The sequence below is a fragment of the Gemmatimonas aurantiaca T-27 genome (assembly GCF_000010305.1).
GTDB lineage: Bacteria > Gemmatimonadota > Gemmatimonadetes > Gemmatimonadales > Gemmatimonadaceae > Gemmatimonas > Gemmatimonas aurantiaca.
Genome location: NC_012489.1, coordinates 1,667,895 through 1,691,458, shown reverse-complemented (window position 1 = coordinate 1,691,458; position 23,564 = coordinate 1,667,895). Strand labels below are relative to the sequence as shown.

20 protein-coding genes are annotated in these 23,564 nt (G+C 65.4%); all 20 read right to left on the bottom strand.

Going from position 1 to position 23,564, the window contains the following annotated elements; all coding sequences use genetic code 11:
- Positions 1 to 12 precede the first annotated feature (12 nt).
- Positions 13 to 2,769 carry a tetratricopeptide repeat protein gene (locus tag GAU_RS07195; RefSeq protein WP_012682897.1) on the bottom strand — a complete coding sequence of 919 codons (2,757 nt, stop codon included), beginning with the start codon at positions 2,767 to 2,769 and terminating at the stop codon, positions 13 to 15.
- Positions 2,770 to 2,786: 17 nt separating this feature from the next.
- Positions 2,787 to 3,407: a chemotaxis protein CheC gene (locus GAU_RS07190; protein ID WP_012682896.1), complete on the bottom strand. Its 621-nt coding sequence runs from the start codon at positions 3,405 to 3,407 to the stop codon at positions 2,787 to 2,789.
- Between the two features lie 58 nt (positions 3,408 to 3,465).
- Positions 3,466 to 5,445 (bottom strand): chemotaxis protein CheA, encoded by a 1,980-nt coding sequence (locus GAU_RS07185; protein ID WP_012682895.1) that lies wholly within the window; start codon positions 5,443 to 5,445, stop codon positions 3,466 to 3,468.
- A 34-nt stretch (positions 5,446 to 5,479) separates the two neighbouring features.
- Positions 5,480 to 5,845, bottom strand: coding sequence for a response regulator (locus GAU_RS07180; RefSeq protein ID WP_012682894.1), 366 nt, complete (start codon positions 5,843 to 5,845; stop codon positions 5,480 to 5,482).
- Complete coding sequence (locus GAU_RS07175; protein WP_083765522.1) at positions 5,842 to 6,288, bottom strand: chemotaxis protein CheW; 447 nt, start codon at positions 6,286 to 6,288, stop codon at positions 5,842 to 5,844. Before GAU_RS07175 ends, GAU_RS07180 begins: the two co-directional genes overlap by 4 nt.
- Positions 6,269 to 7,258, bottom strand: coding sequence for an RluA family pseudouridine synthase (locus GAU_RS07170; protein WP_012682892.1), 990 nt, complete (start codon positions 7,256 to 7,258; stop codon positions 6,269 to 6,271). The genes GAU_RS07175 and GAU_RS07170 overlap by 20 nt, the downstream gene beginning before the upstream one ends.
- Positions 7,255 to 7,812, bottom strand: a complete 558-nt coding sequence (gene lspA, locus GAU_RS07165; RefSeq protein ID WP_052574298.1) for a signal peptidase II — start codon at positions 7,810 to 7,812, stop codon at positions 7,255 to 7,257. Before lspA (GAU_RS07165) ends, GAU_RS07170 begins: the two co-directional genes overlap by 4 nt.
- Positions 7,813 to 7,845: 33 nt before the next feature.
- Positions 7,846 to 8,382: a signal peptidase II gene (lspA, locus tag GAU_RS07160; RefSeq protein WP_052574297.1), complete on the bottom strand. Its 537-nt coding sequence runs from the start codon at positions 8,380 to 8,382 to the stop codon at positions 7,846 to 7,848.
- Between the two features lies 1 nt (position 8,383).
- Positions 8,384 to 8,818: a TraR/DksA family transcriptional regulator gene (locus GAU_RS07155; RefSeq protein WP_041265360.1), complete on the bottom strand. Its 435-nt coding sequence runs from the start codon at positions 8,816 to 8,818 to the stop codon at positions 8,384 to 8,386.
- Complete coding sequence (gene ileS, locus GAU_RS07150; protein WP_012682888.1) at positions 8,818 to 12,111, bottom strand: isoleucine--tRNA ligase; 3,294 nt, start codon at positions 12,109 to 12,111, stop codon at positions 8,818 to 8,820. Before ileS ends, GAU_RS07155 begins: the two co-directional genes overlap by 1 nt.
- Positions 12,112 to 12,179: 68 nt before the next feature.
- The gene (locus tag GAU_RS07145; protein ID WP_012682887.1) at positions 12,180 to 12,998 is read right to left on the bottom strand and encodes a purine-nucleoside phosphorylase; all 819 of its coding nucleotides are present in this window, start codon (positions 12,996 to 12,998) and stop codon (positions 12,180 to 12,182) included.
- Between the two features lie 80 nt (positions 12,999 to 13,078).
- A complete protein-coding gene (locus tag GAU_RS07140; protein ID WP_012682886.1) occupies positions 13,079 to 13,690 on the bottom strand; it encodes a DivIVA domain-containing protein in 612 nt (203 codons plus the stop codon).
- An 11-nt stretch (positions 13,691 to 13,701) separates the two neighbouring features.
- A complete protein-coding gene (locus tag GAU_RS07135) occupies positions 13,702 to 14,406 on the bottom strand; it encodes a YggS family pyridoxal phosphate-dependent enzyme (RefSeq protein ID WP_083765519.1) in 705 nt (234 codons plus the stop codon).
- Between the two features lie 11 nt (positions 14,407 to 14,417).
- On the bottom strand, positions 14,418 to 16,232 hold the full coding sequence (locus GAU_RS07130) for a protein O-mannosyl-transferase family (protein WP_156798937.1): 1,815 nt from the start codon (positions 16,230 to 16,232) through the stop codon (positions 14,418 to 14,420).
- Between the two features lie 38 nt (positions 16,233 to 16,270).
- Positions 16,271 to 17,092: a diadenylate cyclase CdaA gene (cdaA, locus tag GAU_RS07125; protein WP_012682883.1), complete on the bottom strand. Its 822-nt coding sequence runs from the start codon at positions 17,090 to 17,092 to the stop codon at positions 16,271 to 16,273.
- A gap of 30 nt (positions 17,093 to 17,122) precedes the next feature.
- The gene (gene ftsH, locus GAU_RS07120; protein WP_156798936.1) at positions 17,123 to 19,111 is read right to left on the bottom strand and encodes an ATP-dependent zinc metalloprotease FtsH; all 1,989 of its coding nucleotides are present in this window, start codon (positions 19,109 to 19,111) and stop codon (positions 17,123 to 17,125) included.
- A 12-nt stretch (positions 19,112 to 19,123) separates the two neighbouring features.
- A complete protein-coding gene (hpt, locus tag GAU_RS07115) occupies positions 19,124 to 19,684 on the bottom strand; it encodes a hypoxanthine phosphoribosyltransferase (RefSeq protein ID WP_197526059.1) in 561 nt (186 codons plus the stop codon).
- A complete protein-coding gene (gene tilS, locus GAU_RS20600; protein ID WP_012682880.1) occupies positions 19,677 to 21,083 on the bottom strand; it encodes a tRNA lysidine(34) synthetase TilS in 1,407 nt (468 codons plus the stop codon). Before tilS ends, hpt begins: the two co-directional genes overlap by 8 nt.
- A gap of 538 nt (positions 21,084 to 21,621) precedes the next feature.
- Entirely contained in the window at positions 21,622 to 23,016 is a 1,395-nt protein-coding gene (locus GAU_RS07105; RefSeq protein WP_012682879.1) for an ammonium transporter, read from the bottom strand.
- Entirely contained in the window at positions 23,016 to 23,426 is a 411-nt protein-coding gene (locus tag GAU_RS07100) for a P-II family nitrogen regulator (RefSeq protein WP_012682878.1), read from the bottom strand. The genes GAU_RS07105 and GAU_RS07100 overlap by 1 nt, the downstream gene beginning before the upstream one ends.
- Between the last annotated feature and the right edge of the window lie 138 nt (positions 23,427 to 23,564).

Sequence of the window (23,564 nt, the reverse complement as noted above, 5' to 3'; positions counted from 1 at the left end):
CACTCGCCCCGGTCAGGCCACTTGCCAGGTCAGCACGGCCTGCGCGCTGCTGTCCGCCGCGAGCGCGTCAGGTGCTACACCATCAGCAGGCGACTCGGTGTGCGCACGGAGCGCCGTGGTTGCACGGGCTTCTTCCGTCAACGCAAAACCGCGCGCCTGTTCGAGAGCGGCCTGCGCCCGTTCGCGCCATACGCCGCCTTCGACATCGTTGGCCACACGTGTCCATCTGGCCAGCGCGTCCCGCATGCGGGCCTGTCGCGCCAGGAGCACGCCATCGAACCACAATGCGGCACTCCGCGATGGATCGTGCCGGAGCAAGCGATCCACCACCACGCGCGCATCGTCGTCCCGTTCTTCCGCCACGAGCACACCGGCGAGTAGTTCGAGGGCGATCAGATCGGTGGGCACGTCGGCCAGGCATGTCACGAGCACCAGACGCGCCTCATCGAGACGTGCCGCGTCCCGATGCAAACGGGCCAGTTCCAGTCGGGCCTCCCGCCAGCCCGGCGCCACGGCAAGAGCGGCCACAATTTCCAACCGCGCGGCGAGCAAATCGCCTTGCTCGCGCAGCAAACGCGCGATCGCCACCCGTGGCGTGGGACGCATCGGGTCGCGGGAGAGTGCGCGACGATAGAATCCCAGCGCCAGCGTTCGATCGGCGATCTGCAACGACACATCACCGGCGAAATGCAGCAACGCCGGGCTCATCACGTCCTGCTTGAGCAACCGCAGCAGCGTGTGGCGGGACGCGTGCCGATCGGCATCGGCCGTCTCGCCCGATCCATCGCCCAGACTCGCCGCCGTGAGCGCGAGCACCTCGGAATCGTCCGGAGTCTGCGTGCTCAGTGTGTCCAGTAGTGGACGCGCCGTGGCCGCGCGCTGCAGCAGACACCGCGAGCGCGCCTCGCCGATTGCCGCCCGACGCCAGACCGCTGCGGCATCACGGTCTTCCAGACCGTGCACCAACTCGCGGCTGCGCTGATAGCGTTCCACGGCCTCCCCGTGCAGCGTGCGTTCGGCAAAGGCGTCGGCCGTATCACACTCGGTGCGTGCGCGCTCCAGTGTCGTCTGCGCGACGGCAAGCGCCGGCTGCTCCGGCAACAGTCCGCTGACCTGCATCTCGTCCACCGACACACCGACCAGCGGTACACCACCCGACAAGCGCAGCAAGTCCACCCGACCCACGGCATCGGGGCATTCCCACTGCAACTCGATGCCCACGGTCAGCCGGGCATCGGCACGCACGGGGGAGATCACCAGCGCCTGTTCCGTCTCACGGGCCGCGCCGTCCTGGTCGCCAAGACGATCGAGCACATCGGCCAACGCAAAGCGGGCTTCCGCATGGCGTGCGTGCAACTCGATGGCCTTCACAAAGGCTTCGCGTGCGTCGATCAACCGCTCCAGTGAGACAAACACGAGGCCGATGGCGTGCCAGGCCTCCGCATCACGCGGATGAAACTCCACCAGCTCTCGAAGCAAATCGAGCGCCGCCAGTCCTTCCCCGTTCCACGACAGCAGACACGCCAGATTGCGACGTGCGCGCACAAACGTCGGATCGAGTTCCGCGGATCGTGTCAGCGCCTCTCGTGCCGCATTGGTGTCGCCACGATCGGCCAGGGCCACGCCGAGGTTGTTGTATGCCAGCGCATCGCGGGGATCGATGCGCAGCGCCCGTCGGTAGCTATCCGCCGCCGAGGCCACATTTCCGCCCTGATGCAATGCCACCCCATGCTCGTTCCACCAGCGGGCACTCTCCTGCTCGGCAAGCAGGTGTTCATAGCGCGCCTGCGCACCGGCAGAATTGCCATCGATCAGGTCGAGTTCAGCCAGCGCGTGCTGTACCAGCCGCTCGTCTTCGCCGTGAACGATCGCCCGCTCGAACTCGGCGCGCGCCTCACGGAAGTATCCCCGTTGCCGAAACGCCAACCCGAGTCCGTACCGTGCGAGCGCTCCATCGGGATCGACCACCATCACCGATGAGGCGTTCAGCAAGGCCGTAGACCCACTGTCGATGGAGAGATCACTCTGCACGGTCTCCAGTGCCGGGTTGAGCTCCGCAGCCCGCCGTGTGGCTTGCATCGCGCGCTCGTGATGTCCCATATCGCCCAGCAGGAACCCGCGCAGCAGATGTGCGTCGGCATGTCGCGGTGAGTCCGCGAGCAGTTGGTCGAGCAGCTCCAGTGCCTGCTCATTCTGTCCGCGCTGATACAGGACCTCGGCCAGATGCAGCCGGGCATCGGACACCGCACCGGCGTTCACCGCGCGTTCAAACCAGCGCTGGGCGCGACGCAAATCACCCGCCCGTTGTTCGATCAGCCCCCGCTCGAAGAGTGCCTCGCCATCGTCAGGATCTTCGGCGATGAGGGCGTCGAGCTGGCGCACGGCGTCGGGGATGCGTCCGATGACCCGCGTCAGGTGTGCCTGCTCGCGCAGCGCCTCGCGGTCGTCCGGGTCGGCGGCGATCCGCTGCTGAAGACCGGCCAGACGATCATCGCACGCGCCAGGACTGGCAGCCGCCAGTTCGAGATTGCGCGCCGCGGTGCGCATACGCGGATCGAGAGCGAGCGCACGCAGGAAAGCCTCGACGGCCTCGGCGTGCAGACCACGTGTGTGGTACAGCACCCCCAGATTGTTGAACGCGCCGGGATCCTGCTGGTCGACGCGATCGAGCATCGCACGCAGCAATTCCACGTCACGCCCAGCCGGTGGGCGGGCAACGGGATGCGAAGAAGCGTTCGTCGCAGTGCCGTGTGGGACCGTGTGGGTCATCGGCGGGCTCCGCCGCCTCAGGCGAGGCGCAGCGCGCGCAGCATCACCTGCAATGATGCCGGATCCGGGAGCAGCAAGAAGAAGCCGCGCAACGTCTGCTGCATCTCCCTGAGCAGGAATTCGCTCTCCACACACAACACGGCATCGGGATCCGCGGAGAACTCACTGAATGCGCTGGTGAGCACCGCCGTAGCCATGTCCACGACCATGGTCGGTGGCGACGGCAGCAGCAGCATGCCCAGGAAATCACTGAGCGCATTCATGTAGGCACCGCTCAGGATGTTCCCGGCTTCCTTGATGGCCGACGTCTCGAGTTCGCTGAACGCCACCGACGAACCGACCGGGCGTCGCAACATCAATTCGGCGAGACGCATCACCGTGGGCTTCGGGAACACCAGCAGGGTGCGCCCGGAGAGATCACCCAGCATGTGCATCATCACGGCGGCGACCGGCTCTTCGTCAGCCGCAAATTGGGTGGGCAACTCTTCGATGCTCGCAATGCTGATAGCAGGCACCTTGATCATGATGGTGCTGCCGGTCATCTGCGACAACGCCGTGGCCGCGTGACCCGCGCCGATATTGGCCGTTTCACGCAGCGCGTCCAACTGAATGGTCTTCAGTGACCGGATGGCGTTCATGTTGCTCCCACTGCTGTTTCGTTCCGTTGAGCTGCCCGAACCCGCGTACCCGGCGAGGCTATACGATGCTCGCCACATCGACGATGAGCGCCGGCGTGCCGTCACCCAGCACCGTGGCTCCGCTGAACCACGGCGCGGCCCCCTGCACCACGTCGAGCGGCTTCACCACGATGTCCTGCTGTGCGACCAACGCATCGACCAGAAGCGCCGCGCGTCGACCACCGGCTTCGACCAACGCGACGTGCCGCTCCCGGTCTTCGCCCCTCCGGGAAATGGACGACTGATCGAGCCCGAAGTACTCATCCAACGCCACCAGTGGAACGATCTCGTCGCGCACGGTGATGGCCCGGGCTCCGGCACTGCGGTGGCCAGCCGCCGCCAACGCATGCGGCGCCACTTCCAGGGCGTCGTGATACGCCAAGGCTTCCTCCACATTGACGGCGGGAATGGCGAAGGTCTCACCCTGCACTTCCACCAGCAGCGCACGTGTGATGGCCAGCGTGGCGGGCAGGCGCAGGGTGAACACGGTGCCCTCCCCTTCCAGCGTTTCCAGCTCCACTTGCCCGCCGAGAGCGCGCACGCGGGTGCTCACCACATCCACGCCCACGCCACGACCGGAGAGGTTCGTGACCGCATGCGCGGTGGAGAACCCGGCCCGCGAAACCAGCGGCAAGAGCGCTTCATCGGTCAGCGTGGTTTCCGACATGGACACCAGCCCCTGATGCTGCGCCCTGCGCAACACGGCCAGTCGATCGATCCCCCGTCCATCGTCCTGCACCTGGATCACGATGGTGCCCCGATCGCGGGCGGCACGCAGAATGAGTTCACCCGCTGGCGCCTTGCCCGCAGCGCGACGTGTTTCACTATCCTCCACGCCGTGATCGAGTGCGTTGCGCAGCAGATGCAGAATCGGATCGCCGATGGCATCGAGCAACGCACGATCGAGTTCGATCTCGCGGCCCTCCATCAGGAAATTCACGTCCTTGCCGAGTTCGTGTGCGACATCGCGCACCAGACGCGGGAAGCGATCGAACACCTGGGACACCGGTTGCAGGCGCGTTTGCAGCACCTCTTCCTGCATAACACTGACCAGCCGCGCCGCGTCGCGGGCGGCGGCAATCACCTGCCGATCCGGTTGCTCCATCGCCTCGATGGCCCGGAGCAGGCGATCGCGAGAGATCACCAGTTCACCAACCAGATCGAGCAGTGTGTCGAGACGACGAGCGTCGAGTCGCACCGTGCGCACCGGTGCCGCGGTGCTTGCCACCTCGGCCACGTGCGCACGCACCTGCACCCGCGCCACATCGCCCGCACTGCGCGCCGCATCCACCAGCGCGTCATCGCCAGCGTCGCTCGTCAACAGCACACTGAAGACGCCGTCGAACGCATCGTCCTGCCAGCGCTCCTGCGGCGGCGTCGCCTGTCCCACCTGACCGAGGGCACCCAACTTCGCGGCCACGATCATGGCCCGGACGCCCTTGAGCGGGCAGTCGTCGCTCAGGCGGATCTCCACCACGCGAGCGGCCACCGACGGGGTGAGGCCGCGCGATGGCGTGGCCGATGTCGCGGTGACGGATGCCGCGGTCACCGGTGCCGGCGCGCCGGAGACCGAGGCGCGAAGCCCGTCTGGTGATGTGGCACGCAATGCCGCCACCAGTGCCGTCACACGCTCTTCATCGCCGGTATCCTCACGGCCAAGGGCGGCGCGATCGATGGAGACACGCAACGCGCTGGTGCCATCGAACAACAGGGTCATGGCATCGACGCTGACCGGCTCTGCGCCACTGCGCAGCGGCTCACATCGCGACTCGAGTGCATGCGCCAACCGTTCAACGACGGCATAACCCATCGCGGCAGCCATGCCTTTGATGGTGTGCATGCCACGAAACAGCGTGGCGACATGTGCGCTGACATCGGGTGACGCAGGCGCGCGCTCCAACGCAAGTAACGCGACATCGAGTTCATCGAGATGTTCGCGCGACTCCGACTGAAAGAGCGCGGCATAGCGCGCCGCGCCCGTCGCGGACGCGTCCATCATGGGGCCGGGTGACGCTCGCGCCGGACGACGCGCGTCAGGCGGCGAGCACGCGGTTCACCGCTTCCAGCACACGACTCGGCTGGAACGGCTTCACCACAAAATCTTTGGCACCGGCCTGAATGGCCTCCACGACCAGGGCCTGCTGTCCCATCGCGCTGCACATCAGGATCTTCGCGGTGGGATCGTGTTTCGTGATTTCGCGAACGGCATCGATACCACCCATGTCCGGCATGACGATGTCCATCGTCACGAGGTCGGGGCGCAAATGCTTGTACTTCTCCACGGCCTGAATGCCGGTTTCGGCTTCACCGACGACTTCGTATCCTGCCTGGGTGAGGATGTCCCCCACCATCGTGCGCATGAAGATCGCGTCGTCGCAGATCAGTACTGTCTGGCTCACCGTTCCCTCTCCTCGACTGAATGCATGTGCCGCGCGCACAGGGCCACGGCGTCCAGCGGCATCACGTCAGGAAGGTCCAGCGCAGCCCCGGCTCCTGGAGCCTTGGCCTCGTCGTCCATCACCCGCACGTCATGCACCGCATCAACGGCCAACCCGAGCATTCGGGTACCGTACGAGAGCAGGACGATTGACCCGGGCGTGACGGCACGTACTCCCGTGCGGAGGGCCTGCAGGTCCAGGACGGTGACAATTGCCCCCCGGACATTGACGATCCCGGCCTGGATCGAGGGGGCACCGGGTACCGGGCGCAGGCCGACCGGGCGCACCACCTCACGCACCTGAGCGATGGGAATGCCCAGAATGTCACCACCCGAACGTACGACGAGCCATTGGGCGTCTGGCTCGTCGTCGAACGGGGAGGGCTCAGTCGGTGTCGTAGAAATGGAAGGTCTCGAGCGGGTCCTGTTGCGTCGCCAACTCCGGCATGCTCCCCAAGGCGGCCAGCGACGTGCGCAGGTCCGCCGGCAGCGGGGAGCGCAGGTCGATCAGGTCACCACTGATCGGATGACGGAACCGAAGCCAGGCCGCGTGCAGGAAATGACGACGGGGTGGCAGCAGCGCCAGACGGCGCCCGCCACCGCCCCCATAGGTGTCGTCACCAACCACCGGATGTCCCGTCGACGCGAGGTGCACACGAATCTGATGGGTGCGCCCGGTGTGCAGGTGCGCCCGCAGCAGGTCCACCGAGTCGAAACGGGCCAGGCGGGTGAAGTCCGTACGCGAGGCCTTACCGGATTGGACGATCGCCATGCGGGTCCGGTCTCGCGGATCGCGGGCAATCGGCTTCTCCACCGTGATCCGTTCCTCGGCCAGATGCCCCCAGCACACCGCCGCATAGCGCCGCGTCACCTGCCGGGCGGCGAGTGCGCTGCTCAAGGTGCGATGGGCCGCGTCACTCTTGGCCACGACCAACAGTCCCGAGGTGTCCTTGTCGAGGCGGTGTACCAGCCCGGCGCGATCTTCACCGCCCCCTTCCGCCAACGGCTCGCCGCGGCCGAGCAGTGCATTCACCAGCGTGCCCGTCCAGTTGCCGGGCGCCGGATGCACCACCATGCCAGCGGCCTTGTCCACCACGAGCAGGTGCTCGTCTTCGTACACCACATCCAGCGGGATCTGCTCAGCGACGATATCGCGCCCCGGTGGTGGCGGGATGGTCACACGGACCACATCACCCGTCTCGCCCTTGTATGACGCTTTTTCCCGCGCGCCATTCACCAGCACGTTGCCGTTGGCGATGAGCGTGGCCGCCTGCGTGCGCGAGACCGAGGCATGATCGGCCACCAGCAGATCGAGACGGCCGCCCGCGGTATAGCCGACGGTGAATTCAGAAACCGACGCCGATTCTCCCGTCATGCCGCATCACGCGCCGCGGCCTGCTGAAGCTTGTCTTGCTCCCACAGCGCGAGGATCAGGCACACCGCGCCAATCGTGACCGCAGAATCGGCCACATTGAACGTCCAGAACCGCGTGTTGCCGATACCGATGTCGATGAAATCGACAACACCTTCGCGCATGCGGATACGATCGACCAGGTTGCCGATCGCCCCACCCACCACAATGGGCACACCGATCGCCGCCAGTTTCGAGAGGCGCGTGAGCTCGGCCGTCGCCTTCAGCAGCACCGACACGATGACCACCGCGAGCGTGGCGAAGATCCAACGCGATCCCGGTCCCAGGTGCATGCCAAAGGCCGCGCCGGGATTGTAGGCGAGCGTGAAGCGTACCACGTCCCCGATGATGCGATGGGGGATGTGCCGGGGCGTGAGGTGTTCGACGGCCAGTGACTTGGTGATGAAATCGATCACCACCACCACGAGCACGATGACCCAGAACGTCATCGTGGCGGCAGCCGGGGGCGCGTCGGAAAGCGTGGCCGTTGCAGCGGCCGCGCGAGGGTTGGGCTTCATGGGCAACTACGCAAAGGACAGCCGCGAACGGCCTTACGAGATGTCGGCGGAACGGGACGATGTTGCGAGTGTGGCCTGATCGGCCGCTGCTCGCGCCACTTCATCCCGTTCTTCACGCCACAACACGATGGCGAGCAGGAATGCTCCGCTGCTCACCGCGATATCGGCCACGTTGAATGTGGGCCAGCGATGCAGCCCGATGCCGATATCGATGAAATCCACCACACCAAGTTCGGACCGAATACGATCGATGACATTGCCCACGGCGCCCGCCGCCACCAGCGCAATCGCGAGCAGGCGGCGGACATCTCCCTCCGCCGACTGCCGCAACAGGCGCCACAGCACCACCAACGCCACGCCCGTGAGCACCATGAACAACCAGCGCGAGTACTCGCCGAGATGCAGCCCGAAGGCCGCTCCGGGGTTGTAGACCAGCGCAAAGCGGAACCACTCCCCAATGACGGAGATTGGCGCGCCGGACGGTGCCAGCACGGACACAGCGACGGCTTTGGTGATCAGGTCCAGGATCAGGACGACCAGAAAAACCGGGACGGCGATGAGCAGCTTCACGTCAGCTCTTTTTGGCGTCTTCCTCACGCTGCTTGCACGCGATGCAATAGCGTGCATTCGGCAGCGCATCGAGACGCTCGAACGCGATGTCTTCACCACACTGGTGACACTTGCCGAACGTGGCTGGTGCCTTGTAGAGGCGACGCAGCGCCTGGTCGAGGTGCCACAGGAAACGACCTTCCTTCGACGCAAAGAGGAACGCTTTTTCCCGTTCCATGGCATCGGTCCCCTGATCGGCCATATGGAACGAATAGGCGCTCGAGTCATCGTTCTCGGCGTCGGCATTCGGGCCAAAGGCTTCGCCGTGATGGCCGAGTTCCTTGAGGACACGCTTCCGTTCATCGAGCAGACGCTTCTCGAAGTACTGGAGCTGCTTCTTCGGCATCGGCTTGGGCTTCTTCACGTCCTTCGTCGACGTCGTCTTCGATTCAGCCATCACGATCCTTCCTTGGTGAGCGCCAACCGGACCGGACGTCCATCGACATCCACGGTCAGCGATGCAGTCCACGTGCTGTCGTTCCCATCCGTGCGGAACGGCGATCCAGCTTCGTCGCCGAGCAACAACCGCACGGCGAGCACTTCCTGGGCGATGTGATCGCGATGTGCGGCCACGGCCCCCTGCAACTCTTCATCACCAGCCACCGCCACCGTGATCCGGTCACTGACGGCCAGTTGAGCTTCCTTCCGGAGACGCTGTACCCGGCTCACCACCTCGCGCGCCAACCCCTCCGCACGAAGCGCCGGCGTGATCGTGGCATCCAGCGCCACGCCATAGCCGGCATGTTCCTGCACCACCGCATCGCCCGACGCGCGCCGGATGATCGCCACATCGTCTGGAGCGATCAAGCGCGCCGCGCCGGCCACGTCGATGGATACCGATTCGCCTGCCGCCAATTGCCGCAGCAGGTCAGCCGGCATGGTCCCCACCGCCTCAGCGACCAGCGGCGTTTCCTTGCCGAACTTCTTGCCCAACGTCCGGAAGTTGGCCTTCGCCTCCAGGGACACGAGCGCATCCGTGGACGTGACGAATTCCACCTGCTTCACATTGAGCTCGGCCGCCAACAACCCGGCCAACGCCGACACGGCATCGGCGTCGCCCGGCACGACACACTGCAACGACGGAAGTGGTTGACGCACCTTCACATCCGCCACATCACGCGCCGCATGCGCCAACCCCGTCAGCGTCCGCAGATCCTGCATCGCCGCCTCGAGGGTCTCGTCCACCGGCGTGGGAGACTCCCGCGTGTAACTCGCGAGGTGCACAGAGGTTCCCGTCAGCGCCCGGTGCAGCGCGTCCGTCATGAACGGCGCAAAGGGTGCCAGCAACCGGCAGGTCACCGTCAGCACCTCGTGCAGTGTGGCGAAGGCCGCGCGATTGTCCGCGCCTTCCACATCGTAGAAGCGGGCCCGTGACTGCCGCACGTACCACTTCGACACATCGTCGTCCATGAACTGCATGACCCGACGCGCGGCCAACGTGGCGTCGTAATTGTTCAGATGCTGATTGGCCTCCTGCTCCACCCGCGACAAACGCGACAGAATCCAGCGATCGAGCGCCGGACGGTCCGCGATCTGCGGATCTGCAGCACTGGGCGTCCACCCGAAGTTGGCGTACTGCGCGAAGATGCCGTTGTAGACATTGCGCACCGTGAGCAGGAACCGACCCGCCGTTTCGCGGATGGCGTTCTCATCGAAACGCCGCGGCACCCACACCTGACTCGAGCCTACCAGGAAGAGACGCACCGCGTCCGCCCCGTGACGTTCCAGCACCTCCCACGGGTTGACCACATTGCCACGGCTCTTCGACATCTTCTGTCCGGACGCATCGAGCACGAGGTCGTTCACGACCACGTTGCGATACGGCGCCGCCATATCATCGCCGTTGTTCGGCAAGGCGTCGCCCAGCGTGGTGGCAATGGCCAGCAGCGAGTAGAACCAGCCACGCGTCTGGTCGACACCTTCGCAGATGTAGTCGGCCGGATACTGCGCTTGGACCTTGTCGGCGTTTTCGAACGGATAGTGCCACTGCGCAAACGGCATCGCCCCGGAGTCGAACCAGGTGTCGATCACTTCCGGTACACGACGCATCGTGCCCTTGCCACTCGGCGCGGGCCATGTGTACTGGTCGATGTGCGGCTTGTGCGGATCGAAGTCGTCCGGCAGTGCGCGCCCGATGCGCTGCGCGAGATCGGCATAGCTGCCGATCACATCCACTTCGGTTGGATCTTCGTCGTTGATCCACACCGGCAACGGCGTGCCCCAGTAGCGGTCACGCGAGATGGCCCAGTCGACATTGTTCGACAGCCACTCACCGAACCGACCCGATCCCACTTCAGGGGGATTCCAGTTCACCCGTCCGTTGCGCGCCAGCAACTGATCGCGCACCGCCGTGGTGCGCACGAACCATGAGCCACGCGCGTAATACAGCAACGGTGTGCCGCAGCGCCAGCAGTGTGGATACGAGTGCACGAACGTGCTCGCCTTCCACAACACATCGCGTTCCTTGAGCACTTCGAGGATGCGGGCATCGGCCTTCTTCACGAACACACCGGCCACTTCCGGCACGCCGTCGACAAACTCGCCGCGGGCATTTACCGGTTGCAGGAATGCGAGCCCGTTGCGCTGGCCGGCGGCGTAGTCGTCGGCGCCAAACGCTGGCGCCATGTGCACCACGCCCGAACCATCGTCGGCCGACACGAAGTCTTCGCCCACGATGATCTCGTGTTCACCCTCATCGGGGAACGGCACCCAATCCAACGGACGACGATAGCGACGACCCATCAAGTCACGACCGGTCATCGTGCCGACCACGTCCCAACGGTCCGTCCAGTCGGCACCCAACACACCCGCCGCACGCGCTTCGGCGAGGATGATCGTCCACTCGGCGCCGGTCTTCTTGCGCAACTCCACGTACGACAGATCGGGATGCACTGCCAGCGCCGTGTTGGACACGAGCGTCCAGGGCGTGGTGGTCCACACCAGCACGCGGCGACGCATCGCCGGCGCGTTGCCGTGTTCATCCAGCAGATCCAGCGCGATGTACACGCTCGGATCTTCGACGTCTTCGTACCCCTGTGCGACTTCGTGACTCGACAGCGCGGTGCCGCAGCGTGCGCAATACGGCAGGATCTTGTGGCCGCGCGTCAGCAACTGCTTGTCGTGCAACGTGCGCAACGCCCACCACGCACTCTCCACAAAATTGTGTGAGTACGTGACATAAGGATCGCCGTAGTCGAGCCAGTAGGCGGTGCGCTGCGACAGCTTCTCCCACTCGCCGCGGTACTTCCACACACTCTCACGGCAACGGCGATTGAATTCCGCCACGCCCACCTGCTCAATGAGCTGCTTGCCGCCGAGCTTGGCGATCTCGGAAGGATCGACGCCCTGCCGCGCCGCTTCTTCGCGCTGCAGTTCCTTCTCCACCTCGATTTCGACGGGGAGCCCGTGCGTATCCCAGCCGGCTTTGCGCGGCACGAAGTGCCCCTGCATGGCCCGGTGCCGGCAGAACAGATCCTTGATCGTCCGCGAAAAGACGTGGTGAATACCCGGACGCCCGTTGGCCGTGGGCGGTCCCTCGAAAAACACAAACGGCTTCCCGTTTGCGCGCGCATCCTGCGTCTGCTCGAAGAGCTGCTCGGATTCCCACGTGGCGAGCAGTTCGGTTTCGAGCGCGTCGGCGCTGGTCTCGGGAAGCAACGGGAACAGTACGGCGTCCTGCGGCACGGTCATGTACGCTGGCGATCGAAAGGGGTCAGAACTTCACAACGGAATCAGAACGAGAGCTCGAAGGCGGCAACTCACAGCCTGCCCAGCACCCCGGCAACAACGGCGGACAGTTTGGGCTCCGCACCACGCGCCACGGCGATGATGTCGTCGAGGTGCGCCGGCTGCAGTGCGTCCGGCAGGCAGTTGTCGGTGATAATCGACAGGCCAAGCACCCGCATGCCGCCGTGCACCGCGACGATGACTTCCGGCACGGTGGACATGCCCACCACGTCGGCCCCGATGCCGCGCAGAAAGCGATACTCGGCGCGCGTTTCGAGATTGGGCCCCTGCACCGCCACATACACGCCTTCACGCAACGTCACCCCATTGGCGAGAGCGACTTCACGGGCCAGGGTGCGCAACCGCGCGTCATACGGCTCCGACATGTCCGGAAAGCGCGGGCCGAGGGTGTCATCGTTCGGACCGATCAGCGGATTGTCGCCCAGCAGATTGATGTGATCGGCAATGAGCATGAGATCGCCCGGCACCCACAGCGGGTGCATGCCACCGCACGCATTGCTCACGATCAACGTCTCCGCGCCCAGCGCACGCAACACGCGCACAGGGAACGTGACCTGCTGCAACGAATACCCTTCGTAGCGATGAAATCGGCCCTGCATCGCAACGACGGTCTTTCCGCTCAGTGTACCGCACAACAAGCGCCCGCGATGGGACTCCACCGTGGACAACGGAAAGTTCGGCAGGTCGTGATAGTCGATGACCTGCTCCACCTGAATCTCATTGGCCAGCGCCCCGAGCCCCGTGCCCAGGATGATCGCGGCATCGACGGTACGCGGAAAACGTTTGCGCACGGCCTGCGCACAGGCTTCCACCCGTTCACGGGCGTGCAACCCCAGCGCGGGATGCGACAACGACACCGCGGTGTGTTCCTGTGTGTATTGCAACTGCGGGCGTGCGCCCGGTGTCATCGTCACGAACCTTCCTCCACGGCATCCAGCCACGACGGCGTCGGCGCCACCGGACGGGGCGGCAATTCACGCACATCGCGGGCCACTGACGGCTCCGCACGCTGCGCCACACCGGCGCGCGGCGTCGCAAAATCCGGCACCGGTTCCGACTCTGCGGCGTTGAGGTCGGTTAGCTGGCGTTCGAGATGGTGACGCAACTGCGCCAGATAGCTCCGGCGCGTGCGCCACAACGCCTGCAACTCTTCCTCGGCCCGACGGACCTCGTCCCGCACGGTCTGCAACTGCCGCTCCGCATCCTGCTGGGCCTCGCGTACAATGAGCTGTGCTTCACGCTCGGCCTGCTCGCGGATATCGCCACGCAGTTGCTGCGCACTGACCAGCGCTTCGTTCAAGGCCTTGTCGCGATCCCGGAACGACTTGAGCTGCTCGTGGAAATTGCGAGCCTTCGTGTCGAGCTCCTGATTGGCGCGCGTCAGGCGCTCGAGTTCTTCGGCGACCTGCTCGCGAAACTGGTCGACACGCGCACGATCATAGCCCCGCAATGCGTTGCCGAAGTCGTAGCGCCGCACATCGACTGCCGTGAGGTGAAACCCCTGGAAGTGCTCGTCGGTCATCCCGGATCCCGTCAGGTGCGACTGCCGAAGAGGACGGTGCCCAGACGCACATGCGTGGCCCCTTCCTCGACCGCAATCTCATAGTCGCCAGACATCCCCATACTCAGCCACTCGGCCGGATGTCCCGCCTGTTGCAGTGCCACGCGCGCCGTGCGCGCACCCGCAAACACCGTACGCAGCGTTGCTTCCGCCGCTTCGAACGGTGCCATGGTCATCACGCCACGCACTCGCAGCGTCCCCAGCGCGTGCAGGCGATCAGCCAACGCAGGTACATCCGCGAGCGCCACGCCCCCCTTGCTGTCCTCGCCGCTGACATTCACCTGCAGGAGCACATCGAGCGAGCGAGCCGCCTTGACGGCCTCGTCGTGCAGGGCGGCAGCCAGCCGCTCACTGTCCATGCTGTGCACCAGGTCGAAACGCAGGGCGCTGCGGGCCTTGTTGCGCTGCAGGTGTCCGATCAGGTGCCAACGGACGGGTACGGCAACCTGGGCCATCTTGCCCTCGGCTTCCTGCACCTTGTTCTCACCCACATCGAGCACACCGGCCGCATAGGCTGCCTCAACCGCGTCGGGCCCATGGGTCTTGGTCACCGCCACCAGCGTGACCTCCTGTCCATGGCCACCACGTGAGCGGGCGGCGGCGATGCGTGACCGCACCTCCGAGACCGTTTCCCGCACATGGTCCACCGCGACCGGCATATGGCCCGAAATTGGCATAGCACATAAGGTTAGAACCCGCCGCACCACGACACAAGTAACGGATCGGCCAGCCGCTCTATGGTATTGCAGCGCAGCAGTTCCTGAGCCGTTCCAAGGGCCGGATCGGCTCCCACCGGCAGCGTCGTCAGTGCCGATGGTGGGGTGCGGTCCCGGCTTTCCCGCATGGCCGACAGATCGAGACCGGTACTGCGGGCCGCCAGCGCGCGCGACGGAGCATAGACCAGCCCTTCGAGGGCCCAGCCCACCGCACCGTCCAGTTCGACCCGTTCGTGGCGGCCCAGCAGCGTGCTCACCCGAACGGGACGCCGAGCCAGTTCGGCGTGGATCATCACCGACCGCAGGGCGCCGGCAAGACCGGGCCAGCGCACCACCGCCTGCTCCGCCAACAACCCCTCCCGCACCAACCGGGCTCGGTACCACTCTGCGCCCAGCAGGGGCACGGTCACCACGGTGACATCCTCACGTACCCCTTCCACCTGCTGCAGATACCACAGTGGGAAGGTGTCGTTGTCACCACCAGCCAGCAGCACCCCCCGTTCGGGCACCGCGTCCAGCAGCAGACGCGCGTACACCCGTGGCAGCGACGCCGCCGGTTCATGCGTTCGGTCGACGAGCGTACGATTCACGACGAGTGGAATAACGGCCGCGAAATACGGCACCACCGCAATCGGTGGCGGCAACCGACGCGCCAGCGTCGCGCTGACTGCGGTCAGACCCGCCCCGGCCAGCATCCCCCACGCCCAGAATCCCAGCGCGAAGAAATAGTCGCGTTCACGGGCCTCATGGAGCGCGTTCGCCGGCACCAGCGATCCGCCAAACGTGGGCCCGAGGCGCATGTTCAGCCACAGTGCCACCCCGAAAGACGCCGAAAGCACCAGGAGCAGCATGGCGCGTCCGACCCGGGCTTCGTGCTTCCACAGCGCGCGCAATCCGAGCAGTCCCACCCACACGAACAGCAAAGTGAGTGCGGTGCGAGGCCACGAGGGCACCGGCCTGGGCTCGATCCCAAACGCCACCTGCCAGTCTGCCCATTGCAGCACATTGCCCAGTTGGAGCCACAGTGGGGCATTGCGAGGCCAGAGTCCTGGCACCTCGTACTGCTCGCGCCGAAGTACTGCCAGCAGGGCGTCGAATGTGATCGGATTGCCGGAATTCAGCGCCGGCCCTTGAGCCGCCATCAACGGCAGCACGGCCACGGTGGAAAACCCGAGTAGCGCCAACATCCCCCACCCAACAACCTGGCGTGCGTTGGGGCGCGGCCCCCGCCAGGCAAAGGCCACTGCGGCCGGCAGCGCGACCAGCATGCTCAAGTGAAGAGGCACCGCCAGTCCGACGATGAAGGCCATCAAGCCACGCAGTCGGGCGCGTTGCGGTTCATCGATATCACCACGCCCCGCGCGCTCTCCGACGCACAGCAACAACACACTGGCGAGCAGCGAGACGGCGTACACCTCCGTTTCGGTGGCGTTGTTCCACACGGTGTAGAACGTGCCCGCAATGACGGCCGACACGACCGCGCCGCGGGCTCCGATCCACCGTGAGGCCATCCAGGCCCCGACACCGCCGGTCAGCGCCGCGGCCAGTACCGAAAGCAACGTGACCGCCCGCGCGGGATTCACCGACTGAAACGCCAGCACCGCCACCCGGCCGAGCAGTACCCAGAGCGGTGTACCGGGCGGATGCGGAATCCCCAGCGTATGGGCAGCGGCAGTCAGTTCGCTGGCATCCCAGAAGGTGAGGTCCGGTGCGGCCGTGGCGAGGTACGCCGTGAGGAGCACCATCGTCGTGACGCCGGCCGCCACTACCGCAGAAGGCAGTTTCACCCCGCGCCGACGCACCGGTGTCCGCGACGCCGTGGGGCTCAACCAGTCCCCTTGGGCATGCGCCACTCGCCCGTGCGATCACCCAGACGCTCGGAGACACGCACCGGGTTGCCCAACACCAGATCGCGGATCTGCATCGGAGTCAGCCCGGAGCGCAATTCACCACCCTCTGCCACCGAAATCGTGGCCGTCTCCTCCGACACCACAATCACCAGCGCATCGGTTTCTTCGGCCAGCCCCAATGCGGCACGATGACGCGTGCCCATCGAACGCGAGCTCACACTGCCCTGCGACAACGGCAGGATGCACCCGGCGCCCACGATCTGATGGCCGCGCACGATCACGGCACCATCATGCAGCGGCGAATAGGGTGTGAAAATGGTAGCCAACAGGTCTGTGGTGAGTCGCGCTTCGAGCGACGAGCCGCTCTCCAGGTATTCGTCGAGCGACACCTCACGCTCGATGGCAATGATGGCGCCCACGCCACTGCGGGACAGGCGTTCCACCGCATCCGCAATCTCGTCTTCGCGAGATCCCAGGGACTCTTCGCGTCGCAACAGCTTGGTCACCGGCACTTGCCCGATGTGGGCCAACGCCGCACGCAGCTCTGGCTGAAAAATGATGAGCAGCGCAAAAACGCCATACGTGAACAACAGTCCGAGCAGCTCACGGATCATGGTGAGCCGCAGCCAGTTGGCCAGTCCATACACGGTCAGCAGTACCACCACGCCGCCCAGCACCTGCAGCGCGCGACGTCCTTCCACGAAAGCGAGCAGCCGATAGAACACCAGCGCGACGATCCCGATTTCGAGACCGTCGCGCCAGGTGACCGAGAGCGCAAAGCTCAGCGGGTCCGTCACGCCACTCCAGTGGCGCGTCCCACGGCCGCCTTACGCAGGGGCAACCTCAGGACCACCAAGCAACGGCGGCGACACAGGACGCGCCGGTGAGGTGGCGGTGCTGCCGGCGATCGCCGACGGCGCGGTCAACACGGGCTCTTCGGCGCGCGGCGGCAGGCTCCGGCCATCCTTGAGAATCAGGATGTCGTCGCGCGACAGCGTTTCGCGTTCGAGCAGGGCGTGTGCCACCGAGTCGAGCAGCACCCGGTGTTCGGTCAACACGGAGACGGCACGGGCGTGGGCTTCGAACGCCACCCGCTTCACTTCCGCATCGACCATCTGCGCCGTCTGCTCGGAGACTTCACGGCGCGACTGGATCTCGCGGCCGAGGAAGAGCTCCTGCTCGTTGTCACCAACCAGGATCGGACCGATGGTGTCGGACAATCCCCACTGCGTGACATAACGGCGCGCAATGCTCGTGGCCTGCTGGATGTCGCTGGCTGCACCGGTGGTCACGCGGTTGTGGCCAAACACGATCTCTTCGGCCGCACGCCCACCATACGCCATCACCAACCGCGCCTCGAGCTGCTCACGCGTGACAGACACGCGATCGTCTTCGGGCAGCGTGAACGCGATGCCCAGAGCACGACCACGCGGCACGATGGTCACCTTGTGCAGCGGATCGTTGCCCTTGACGATCATCGCACACACCGCGTGCCCCGCTTCGTGGAATGCCGTCAGGCGACGCTCTTCGTCCTTCATGACCAGCGACTTGCGCTCGGCGCCCAGCATGACACGATCCTTCGCTTCTTCCAGATCGTTCATGAAGATCTTTTCGTGATTCTTGCGCGCCGCGAGCAGTGCGCCTTCGTTCACGAGGTTGGCCAGATCGGCACCCGACATGCCCGGCGTGCCACGCGCGAGCGCGGTGACACTCACGTCATCGGCGATCGGCTTGTTGCGCAGGTGCACCTTGAGGATGCCTTCGCGGCCACGCAGGTCCGGCGCATCGACCACGATCTGACGATCGAAACGACCCGGGCGCAGCAGTGCGGGATCGAGCACGTCAGGACGGTTGGTCGCCGCGATGAGGATCACGCCGTCGTTCGACTCGAAGCCGTCCATCTCCACGAGGAGCTGGTTCAGCGTCTGCTCGCGCTCATCGTGTCCACCACCAAGACCGGCGCCACGATGACGGCCGACGGCATCGATTTCGTCGATGAAGATGATGCACGGCGCATGGGCCTTGCCCTGTTCGAACAGGTCGCGCACGCGTGACGCGCCGACGCCGACGAACATCTCGACAAAATCCGAGCCCGACATGCTGAAGAACGGACGGCCCGCTTCGCCGGCCACAGCCTTGGCGAGCAGCGTCTTGCCGGTACCCGGCGGGCCCACCAACAGCGCGCCCTTCGGCAGACGACCGCCGAGACGGGTGAACTTCTGCGGGTCCTTGAGGAACTCGATGATTTCCTGCAGTTCGATCTTGGCTTCGTCAGCGCCCGCCACATCGGCGAACGTCAGCTTGGGCGTATCGCCGCTGAGCAGCTTCGCCTTGCTCTTGCCGAACGAGAATGCCTTGTTGCCGCCGGCCTGCATCTGACGGAACAGGAAAATCCAGAAGCCGATGAGCAGCAGATACGGCAGCATCGTGATCAGGAAGCTGCCGGCGTTGAAACGCGGCTCCTGCGATGCGGTGCGCACACCACGTGCATACAGCCGGTCCTGTTCGTCCGCCAACGACCCCGCCACCATGCGCACCGTGAAGCGCTTCGCTTCCTGGTTCTGCACGCGGACGGGCTGGTTGAACTGGCCGATCAGCACGTTGTCCGACTGGAACGTGGCCTGCTTGATGTTGCCCGCCTCGAGCTGCTGGCGGTAATCGGAATAGCCGATCTCCGGAGCCTGTGCCTCGCGGCCATTCCCGTACGACAGGAAGGCCACCGGAATCAGGATCACGAGAATCCAGAACGAGAGCGTCTTGGACCACCGCCCCCAGTTGTTGGGCTTCTTCGGCGCGGGCGTCATGTTTGGTGCCATGGAGTGTCCGCCTTACTGCAGACTGGCGACATACGGGAGATGCCGGAAATTCTCGGCATGATCGAGCCCGTAGCCGACCAGAAATTCATGCGGCGCGTCGAACCCGACGAACCGCGTGGGATGACGAAGCTCATGGGCGATGTGCTTGTGCAGCAGGGCACAGATCTCCAACGAGCGAGGATTGCGTTCGCGCAACAACTCGACCAGCCGGTTGAGCGTGCGACCGGAGTCGACGATGTCTTCCACCAGCAGGATGTGCTTCCCTTCCAACTCCGTTTCCGGATCGTACAACAGCCGCACCACGCCTGAGGACTCCATCGCATCGCCGTAGGACGACGCGACCAGGAAGTCCACCTGCAAGGGGCGGTTGACGTGACGTACCAGGTCGCTCAGGAAGATGAAGCTGCCCTTGAGCAATCCGAGTACGAGCAGGTCCCCGTCGGGATAGGCCGCCGTGATGTCCGCGCCCAGCTCTTGCACACGCGTCGCGATCGCGCCGGCATCAAACACGACGCGCTTCATGGCCCGACCATCGAGACGGGGATCCGGTTGGATCTCCTGCGGTTCAGTCAAACTCGCGCTCACACCGATACCAGATCAACTCCGATCGACCGGACCGGGACGGCGCCGCGAGACCGCGGCAAACTCCTGGAACCCATGCCACCTCATCGTCGACCAGCACCACCGGCCACTGCGATCGATCGGGTACGGGAATCCGGGATTCCGTAAAATACCGTGTCACACGTCGCCCTGCTGCTGCCCCGGCACTCCGAATGCGGTCGCCTTCCCTCCACGGGCGGACGACGACTGATGTGCCTGCGGGCAACCCCATGTGCCATGCATCAAAGGCGGCAGGCGCTGCTGCGAGTCGCCGGAATCGCCACTGCCCCAGCCGCCTCGGCAAGGTCGTTGACTCTCCGCTCCACTCCACCGCTTCGCTTGCCGCCGCACGGGACCGCACGACGAATCGTTCTCCTACGCCTGCCGGCGCCCTGATCCCCCGATCTGCCCCCACGTCACTCGCCACCTGTTCGGCCGCGCGACGCGTCCGCATGATCGCGGCTCCACCGGCAACGGTGATATACGCACCACGACGTCGGCTGCTGGTAAACCGAACGGCAGCGCGGGTTCCGTGCGCATCGAGGGTGACCCCGGCCCGGGCACTCAGGGCGGCCCAGAGCACCGCCTGCCCTTCCGGCGTGGTCTGCTCGAGCACTTCCACCGGCAGACTGGCCGAACGCCCCGCGTGCTCCACCACCAGACCGGCCTGATCGAGGTACTGTTCCACCTCACGCCGCCACCGCGCCGCCCGTTCGCCGATCAGCAGCATCGCATCGCGAAACCCCGGCGACGCCGCCTCGCAGGCGGGGAGCAGTTCATGGCGGACCCGAGCACGCAGGAAGTACCGCGACGCGTTCATGGGATCTTCCAGGAACGGCAGCCCTTCGCTGGCCAGCCAGCGGGTCAGCTCTTCCCGGGACACACCCAACCACGGTCGCACCACTGGCGACGGCGCCGCCAACGCGGCCAGTCCACGAGCACCACTGCCACGCAGCAAGCGCATGACCACGGTTTCGGCCTGATCATCGCGCGTATGTGCGGTGGCCACCCGGGCATGAAAACCGCGCGCCACACGCTGCAGGAAACTCCAGCGCGCATCGCGCCAGGCGGCCTCGTTGACGCCCGGCCGCCGGGCCCGTTCACGAATCACGGTGAGGCCCAGTCGACGGCCGTGCGCGGCCACCAGCGAGGCCGCATCCGTCGCATAACTGCCGGTGCCATGATCGAAGGTGGCGACGGCCGCGATGCGGTCGGGAGCCCAACGCTCCATCGCAAACAGGAGCGCCATGGAGTCGCTCCCGCCGGACACCGCAAGCACCAGCGGTTCCCGCACCGCGGCGAGGGCCACCTCGATCGACGCGCGCAACAGATCTTCGGCCGGAATCCCCTCGGGAATTCCATCAGCCGGCATGTCCGGATCGGGATCCTCTCGAACAAGCGCCATTCCCGGACTGATGCGTTGGCGCGTCCGCTTCGTCAACTGCATACGCAGGATCTTCGCGGATATCCGTCGGATCTGCCCAGGATGGATTGGGTGTCGTGTCCGGTGCTTCCCTTGGACCGGCGCGTCGACTACTCTTGAACCGCATCGGAAGCGTCTCGGGCGAACGCACGCTCGCTGGTCGCCCACCTTACGTCACCGGAGAACGATCGTGGAATCACACGGCACGCTGGGATCTGTTTGGGCATCCCTCGGCATGACCGCCTACTGGATGGCGCTGATCTGGATCAACATCCTGCTCGGCCTGTTCCTGACGCCGTTGTTCATGATCCCGATGACCTGGTTGCAGGATGCCGCGCGGAAGCGCTAAGCCTCCGGCGATTGTCTGGCGTTGTGCAAACGGGCGCTCACCTTCGTGGTGAGCGCCCGTTTTTTTGTGTTGTCGCGCCGGTGTTTGGGGTGTCCTGGCCAACGGCGGGTGAGGTGGGCCTCACCCGCCATTGGGGCATCAAGCGGTACGTGGCATCCGCGCCAGTTCACTGGCCGTGATGACCACACTGTCGCCGAGCGAGGTACGCCGGCCCGTCAGGTCGCTCAGGTCACTGCCGTGGTAGGCCTCCTCGCCGTGTTCGCTCAGGTCGATCCCCTGCACTTCCGACTCGACCGACACCCGCAAGGACATCAGCATGGCCAGGACCTTGAGGATCACGACGCTGGCCACGCCCACGAACACGATGGTGGCCACGACCGCCAGCAGTTGGATTCCCACAAGGGCCGCATTGCCGGCAAGCAGGCCATCAGCGCCGTTGGGGTTGACCTCCTTCGACGCGAACACACCCGTGAGTACGGCGCCCATGATGCCAGCCACACCGTGGCACGCGAACACATCCAAGGTGTCGTCGAGGCGGGTTTTCGGACGGTAGTGCAGCGCAAAGAACGAGCAGGGTGCGGCCAGCGCGCCGATGGCGAGGCCCGCCAATGGCGACACAAAACCTGCCGCGGGGGTGATCGCCACCAACCCGACCACGGCGCCGGTAGCGCCGCCGACGGCCGTCGCTCTGCCGCCTCGCGCGATTTCGAGCGTCACCCAGGTGACGAGCGCGGCAGCGGCCGCCGCATGGGTGCTCATGAGCGCATTGGCCGCAATGCCATCGGCCGCCAGCGCCGAACCGGCATTGAACCCGAACCAGCCGAACCACAGCATGCCGGCCCCCAGGAGCGCAAAGGGCACGTTGTGGGGCACGGTGGGCACCCGCTTGAAGTCACGACGCGGCCCCAGCACCACGGCCAGCACCACCGCCGTCACGCCGGCACTGATATGCACCACGGTGCCGCCGGCAAAATCGAGCGCCCCCAACGATCGCAGCCAGCCGCCGTCGCCCCACACCCAATGCGCGAGGGGATCGTAGATGAACGTGGTCCAGATGACCCCGAATACGAGGTAACTGGAGAACCGCATCCGATCGATCACCGCGCCCGAAAAGAGGGCCACGGTGATGCCCGCGAACATGCCCTGAAAGGCGGTGAAGAGGAGCTGCGGCAGGGCCGCGGCATAGGTGGGATTGGGCACCGCGGTCACACCACGCAGCCCGACCCAATCGAGCCCACCAATCCAGTTGGAGCCCGGTCCGAATGCCAGACTGTACCCGAACAACACCCACTGCACGGTCACCACGCCAAGCGCGGCCAGACTCATGAGCATGGTGTTCAGCGCACTTTTGCTGCGCACCAAGCCGCCATAGAAGAAGGCGAGCCCAGGCACCATGAACGCGACCAGCGCGGTGCTCACCAGCACCCACGCGGTATCGCCGGCCGAGATGGCAGGTGCCAAGGTGGCGGGTGCCGCGACCTCAGCCGCCACGACCTCCTGAGCCGCCAGCAACGTCGACAAGGCAAAGGACATCAGAGGGCCTCCAGCTTGGGGACCCGCATCTCGAGCTGCGTCTGGCGCATGACCTCGTCGGCATTGATGGCGGTGAGGGCATCATTGTCATGCTCCCCCGTCCGAATGCGGACCGTGCGCTCGAGCGGCATGACGAAGATCTTGCCGTCACCGACATCTCCCGTGCGGGCGCCTTCGCAGATCGCCTGAATGGTGCGCTCGACATACTCCTCCGAGCAGGCCATTTCGATCCGCACCTTTTCGTGGAATTCGAGTACGACCGACTCTCCCCGGTAGTGCTGCACCACATCCCGCTCACCACCATGCCCGCTGACACGGGAGAGGGTCATTCCGGTCACACCGACCTGGAACAGGGCTCGTTTGACATCTGCCAACTTCTCGGGGCGTATCACCGCGACGATGAGTTTCATGGTAGCGCGTGGGAATCGATGTGCGTCCTGCGATATCTGCCTTTCGAGCACAAACTGACAGACATTCGATCATTTTTGCACCATTCATCGCGATTTTCTGGTGACTTTTGTGCGCTTTTTGCGCCAGATGCAGAACAG